Below are 5,373 nucleotides of genomic sequence, written 5' to 3'. Positions count from 1 at the left end.
CCCCAAGAACCCTTTGATCTTGGTTGAGGGTCCTGAGATCACCGTCCGCCCGGTCTCCACAAGACTCCCGACCAGGAATGATGCCCCATGAGTCTCAGCCGACAACATCATCCACCGGGTCGAACGCGTATTCCGCGGGTCTGGTGGTTCCGGGCGCCGCGGCCCGTCTGGTGACCGTGGTCGTGGCGTAACCGAGCTGAGATCCGGATGGGGCCGGTCTTCGCTCATCCGCCAGTGATGTCCTGGCGCCAGGTGCGGAAGAAGTGGCGTAACCGCTCGGCGGCCGGGTGGGCAGTCCCAGATCGTCGTCGGTGAACCGGCCAACCTCCTCCATCCGGGGTTCGCACGTCGTAGGTCTGCTGTGTGTGCGGCGTGAAGGATGGCCTGAAGCCGCTGGCGGTTCGGGAGTGGACCTGCACGGCCTGCGGGTCGACGCACGACCGGGATGTGAACGCGGCGGTCAACGTCGCGCTGGCCGCCGGACTACATCCGGTGGTAGCCGATGCGATCTGCTGTGTCATGATTCGTTATGTTTGACGTAGATTGCCTGGTGGCGGTGGTGTTCTCGGGGTCGGCGCCGCTGGTCGTGAAGGATGTGGCAGACGAGGGTGACTGGACCCGGGTCGCGGCGCGGACCCGGACCGGCCGGTCGCGTGCCCACGATGCGGCGCGTTGACGGCGCGGGTGCACAGCTGTCACGTGCGGACACCGGCGGATGTGGCGCTGGATGCACGTCGCGTGGTCCGTCGGCTCGTGTGCCCGGCTCGGGGCTGTCTGCGGACGTTTCGGGAGCAGGTCCCGGGTGTACTGGAGCGGTACCAGCGGCGCACCGTCCGGCTGGCGGGCCGGGTCGGCGCGGTGGTCCGGGAACTCGCGGGAGCAGCATCGGCAGAGCGGCGCCAGCGTAGGCGAGGACAAGCGTATAGACGCTGGAGGCGATGTGGTCACGTCCGACGCGCATCCCGGAGCGGTACAGGTACCGCAACGAGGCGTGCGGGGCCGCGTCGAAGACCTCCCAGACCGCGGAGGCCTGGGTGATCGTCATGTCGTTGATCAGGCCCAGTGAGCCGATGATGACACTGGCCAGCACGAGCCCGGGAAGGCTCAGCTGCCCGGTACGTCCAGGACGACGTCGATCTGGTCGCAGGTCCCCTGCGGCGCGCCTGCGCCGGTCAGGTCGGGGGGTGGTAGCCCGGGGTCGGTCTCCCCGGGTACCCGACCGGCCAGGCGGCGGCCCAGGCGTTCTCACCCTGCTCCTTGATAATCACCCTGCCGCGGTCGCAGCGGATCAGGCCCCCCTCCTGGAACAGATTGAGGAAGTAGCCGATGCGCGATCGCGTCGTGCCGACCATCGCGGACAGCTCTTCGTGGGTGATCCTCTCGCGCAACCTCAGCCCGCCCGGACATCGTTCACCCAGCTTGCGGCCGAGCTGGAGCAGGACGGCAGCCAGCCGACCCCTACTGTCCATGGTGACCAGGTTGGTGATCATCTGCTGCTGCTCGGCCAGCTTGGCCCCCATGAACACAAAGAAGGCCTCCAACACGCCCTGGTCGGCGAGCAGGAGGCGGAAGGCCGCGCTGGGGATCTCGTGCACGACCACGGTCGTCATGGCCGTGATGGTCTCGATTCGCGCTTCTGAGATCAGACACAGCTCGCCGAACACGTCACCCGGGACGTAGATGTCCAGCAGGCACTGCTTGCCTCCTTCGGAGGACTTGGTCGCCTTCACCCTCCCCTGTTCCAGCAGGTAAAGGCAGCGGCCCCGGTCGCCCCAGTTGTAGACATGCTCGTTCTTCTCGAAAACCAGGACGCCGGTTGAGACCGCTTTCTCGGCAAGTATTACTCGTACAGTTTTCCCAAAGTCAGACACGCCCATTAAGGCCATCACGGAATTTCCTCACACGGTGAACTAGGGATACCTTGAAGGAAGAAGCCATCACCTGGACGTCAGAGTGGACCGACCTCCACAACACCATGACCGCACGGGGGATCAAGAGACCTAGGTGGATGCGCTATGCACACCATAACATGCTCTGCGGTGACGCTTGAGGACAATTGGGTCGACGTACCGGGCGACATTCCGACATGTTTGCAGTCAGACCGCCTTCTCTACCAGCTTGGTCTTTAAGAGACGCACGTCACAACGTCACAAGCCGGGTAGCATCGGCCACAATAGCGATCTCCCGGGAGGGGTCTTGTCCAGTAGCCCGGAACCCAAGGCCACGTACTTCGCGGATCCCGACGAATGGCGCAGCTGGCTGGAGGCCAATCACGAGACGGCAGGTGAGGCGTGGGTCGGCTTCTACAAGAAGGGAGCAGGCAGAACCGGCATCACGTGGGCCCAGGCGGTCGACGAGGCGTTGTGCGTGGGGTGGATCGACGGCAGGCGCCAGCGGGTGGACGAGCAGCACTACGTCATCCGGTTCACGCGGCGCAAGCCCGGCAGCGTGTGGAGCGACGTGAACCGCAGGCGTGTGGCGGAGCTGCGTGCCGAGGGGCGGATGCGGCCCGCCGGGGAAAAGGCGCTCCAGGATCGGTCCGAGGCGAAGGCCGGGTCGTATTCCTACGAGCAGAACGGGGACTCTGTCGCCTTCGAGCCCGACCAGGAGCAGCGGCTGAAGGCCGACGACGCGGCGTGGACCTTCTTCCAGAGCCAGCCAGCCTCTTACCGCAAGGCCGCCATCTGGTGGGTGACCAGCGCCAAGAAGGACCAGACCCGGGCCAAGCGGTTCGAGCAGCTACTGCAGGACTCGGCCAACGGCCGCACCGTGCCTCCTCTGACCCGACGCGGGTGACCAACGCGAGTGACGAACGGCGTACCTGGCCCCCAGCGCACGTGGCCGCCGACCTCACCACCAGGGCAGCACGCCGGTGGCGGGCACCTTCGGCAGCGAGTGCCGGTCGTCGGTGCCGGCCGGCTGCTCCACCTGGCGCACCGCCTTCTCCATCCGCCGCACCAGCTCCTCGAGCACCGGGCGCGGCGTGGCGACGTTGAGCCGGACGAAGCCCTCGGCCCCGTACAGCCTGCCATCGCTGACCGCGACCTTGCCCACGTCGAGGAAGAACTGGCCGAGGTCGGCGATGCCCAGACGGTCGGCCATGCGGCGGCAGTCCAGCCACGCCAGGTAGGTGCCGTCCGAGGCGTGGTGGGTGACGTCGGAGCCGAAACAGCCCAGCAGGTCAGCGAGTATCCGCTGGTTCCCCTCCAGGTAGCGCATCGTCCGCCGCAGCCACAGGTCGCCGCCGGCGAACGCGGCGACGCTGCCCTCGACGCCCAGGATGCCCACGCCGTCGCGGTCGCGGGGCCGCATACCCATCAGGCGCTCGTGGTCGGCGGGGCTGCCGGGTACGGCGAGCGCGCACTTCAGGCCGGAGATGTTCCAGCCCTTGCTCGCCGACATCGCGGTGACCGACGAGGTGGCCGCGGCCCCGGGCAGTGAGACGATCGGGACGTGCTCACGCCCGGCGTACACCAGGGGCGCGTGCACCTCGTCGGAGATCACCACCGCCAGGTGCCGCTCCGCCAGCCTCAGCACGGCGCGCAGCTCGGACTCGGTGAACACCCTGCCGGTCGGGTTGTGCGGATTGCACATGAGGTAGGTGCTGGCCCCGTCGGCGAACGCCTTGGCCAGGCCGGGCAGGTTCAGCCGCCAGCCGTCGTCCCGCAGCTTCATGCCGTTGGGCACCAGCACGCGCCCGGCGGCGGTGACAGCCTCGAAGAACGGCGGGTAGGCGGGGACGTCCACCACCACCGCGTCCCCCCGCTCGGTGAACTGCTCCAGCGCGACCTCGACCACCCGCATGGTGTCCGGGAACGGGATCACCATCGCCGGATCCACCGACCAGCCGAACCGGCAGCGCAGCCAGTTCGCGAACACCGACTGCAGCTGCGAGCTGGTGGTGAAGGTGTAGGCGTAGCCTAGGTCGCCGCGGTCGAGCGCGTTGCGGATCGCCTCGAGCACCGGCTCGGCGAGCGGCAGGTCCATCTCCGCGAGGAACGACGGCAGCACCTCGGCCGAGTACCGCTGCCACTTCTCACTGCGCCGGGCGCTGAGCACCTCCAGCCCGAGCGCGTCCAGCATCTGGTCCTCGACCATCTCGTCGTGCGCCGCCACCGGTCCCCCTCACCACGCGACGGGCAGCTCGCGCACACCGTGGATGCCGAACACGTGGTGCCAGAACGGCACCTCCTCCGGTGCGACGGCCAGGCGCAGGCCGGGCACGCGCTCGAACAGTCGGCCCAGCACCACCTGGAGCTCCACCCGGGCCAGGGTCTGGCCGAGGCACTGGTGCGGCCCGAACCCGAACGCGACGTGCCCACGCGCCGAACGCCGCACGTCTAACCGATCCGGGTCCGGGTAGACCTCCGGGTCACGGTTGGCCGAGGCGAGCTGGCACACCACGCCGTCGCCCGCCCGGATGCGAACGCCGCCCAGCTCGACGTCCTCCAGCGCCACCCGGCTCATGCCGATCTGCATCGCGGTCTGGTGACGCAACAGCTCCTCCACCGCGTTCACCACGGTCGCCGGGTCGTCGCTCAGCACGGCGAGCTGGTCGGGGTGGCGCAGCAGCAGGGCGGTGCCGGTGCCGATCATGGTGGCGGTCGTGTGGTGGCCCGCGGCGAGCAGCAGCCACGCCACCACGGCAACCTCCTCACGGTCCAGTTCGCCGGTGGCGACGTGCCTGACCAGCAGGCGGCTGACCATGTCATCGCCGGGCTCCCGCTCCTTCGCCGCCACCAGCCCGTTGAGATGCGCGAGGATGTCGTCCTTGGCGCGCGTCATCTCCTCGACCGAGCTGCGGCCGTTGACCAGGATCCGGGTGCTGGCCTCGAACAACTCGTGGTCCGCGCGCGGCACCCCCAGCAGCTCGCTGACCACGGTCGACGGCACCGGGTAGGCGAGCATCGCCATCAGGTCCACGGGCGGCCCGGCGGCGAGCATCGCGTCGATCCGGGCGTCGGCGATCTCGGTGATCCGGGCTCGGGACAGCTCGGCCTTGCGCGCGGTGAACTCCACTCCCAGCATCCGCCGGTACCTCAGGTGCTCCGCGCCGTCCGCGCGAACGAAGGTGCCCCGCAGCACCTGCGGCGCGGCCTGCCGGAACATGCTGGGGAAGTTCGGGCGCCCGCTGTCCGCGCTGAACCTGGGGTCCTCCAGCACGGCACGCACGTCGCGATGCCTCGTCACCACCCACGCCTCCTGCCCGCTGGGCAGCAGGGCGCGGAACACGGGTTCCCGTTCCTGCAACGCCCGATAGCCGGGGGGAAGGTCGAACGGGCATCCTGGTGCCTTCTCCTGAGCTTGCCGTTTAACCTCTGGTCGTCACTCTGTGTGATAGTCGCTGGTGGTTTGGGGTAGGGCGGCGTGTCA

General features: G+C 68.5%; 5 protein-coding genes and 2 pseudogenes. 3 read left to right on the top strand and 4 right to left on the bottom strand.

Translation table 11 applies throughout. The annotated features are described in order from the left end of the window. The first annotated feature begins 363 nt into the window (after nt 1-363). Together AC08OV_RS23235 and AC08OV_RS23230 are read left to right on the top strand one after the other, a co-directional pair. Nucleotides 364-537 carry a zinc ribbon domain-containing protein gene (locus AC08OV_RS23235; RefSeq protein ID WP_476615598.1) on the top strand — a complete coding sequence of 58 codons (174 nt, stop codon included), beginning with the start codon at nt 364-366 and terminating at the stop codon, nt 535-537. Beyond that, nucleotides 530-891 (top strand): annotated as a pseudogene (locus AC08OV_RS23230) (ISL3 family transposase); the annotation flags it as partial. The gene AC08OV_RS23235 and the pseudogene AC08OV_RS23230, both read left to right, overlap by 8 nt. 46 nt (nt 892-937) lie before the next feature. On the opposite strand, the pseudogene AC08OV_RS23225 reads toward AC08OV_RS23230, so the two are convergent. Both AC08OV_RS23225 and AC08OV_RS23220 read right to left on the bottom strand, forming a co-directional pair. Continuing rightward, a pseudogene (locus tag AC08OV_RS23225) lies at nt 938-1,090 on the bottom strand (YibE/F family protein); the annotation flags it as partial. An 82-nt stretch (nt 1,091-1,172) separates the two neighbouring features. Next, the gene (locus AC08OV_RS23220; RefSeq protein ID WP_476620319.1) at nt 1,173-1,877 is read right to left on the bottom strand and encodes a Crp/Fnr family transcriptional regulator; all 705 of its coding nucleotides are present in this window, start codon (nt 1,875-1,877) and stop codon (nt 1,173-1,175) included. 319 nt (nt 1,878-2,196) lie between these two features. On the opposite strand from AC08OV_RS23220, the gene AC08OV_RS23215 reads away from it, so the two are divergent. Continuing rightward, on the top strand, nt 2,197-2,796 hold the full coding sequence (locus tag AC08OV_RS23215) for a YdeI/OmpD-associated family protein (protein ID WP_462186290.1): 600 nt from the start codon (nt 2,197-2,199) through the stop codon (nt 2,794-2,796). A gap of 54 nt (nt 2,797-2,850) precedes the next feature. On the opposite strand, the gene AC08OV_RS23210 is transcribed toward AC08OV_RS23215, so the two are convergent. Continuing rightward, nucleotides 2,851-4,116, bottom strand: a complete 1,266-nt coding sequence (locus AC08OV_RS23210) for a MalY/PatB family protein (protein ID WP_476615600.1) — start codon at nt 4,114-4,116, stop codon at nt 2,851-2,853. A gap of 9 nt (nt 4,117-4,125) precedes the next feature. Then, nucleotides 4,126-5,232, bottom strand: coding sequence for a cytochrome P450 (locus AC08OV_RS23205; RefSeq protein ID WP_476615601.1), 1,107 nt, complete (start codon nt 5,230-5,232; stop codon nt 4,126-4,128). Nucleotides 5,233-5,373: the final 141 nt, after the last annotated feature.

Source organism: Frankia sp. CeTa3Moorea (genome assembly GCF_978021225.1).
This window is presented reverse-complemented; position numbering and strand designations above follow the sequence as displayed.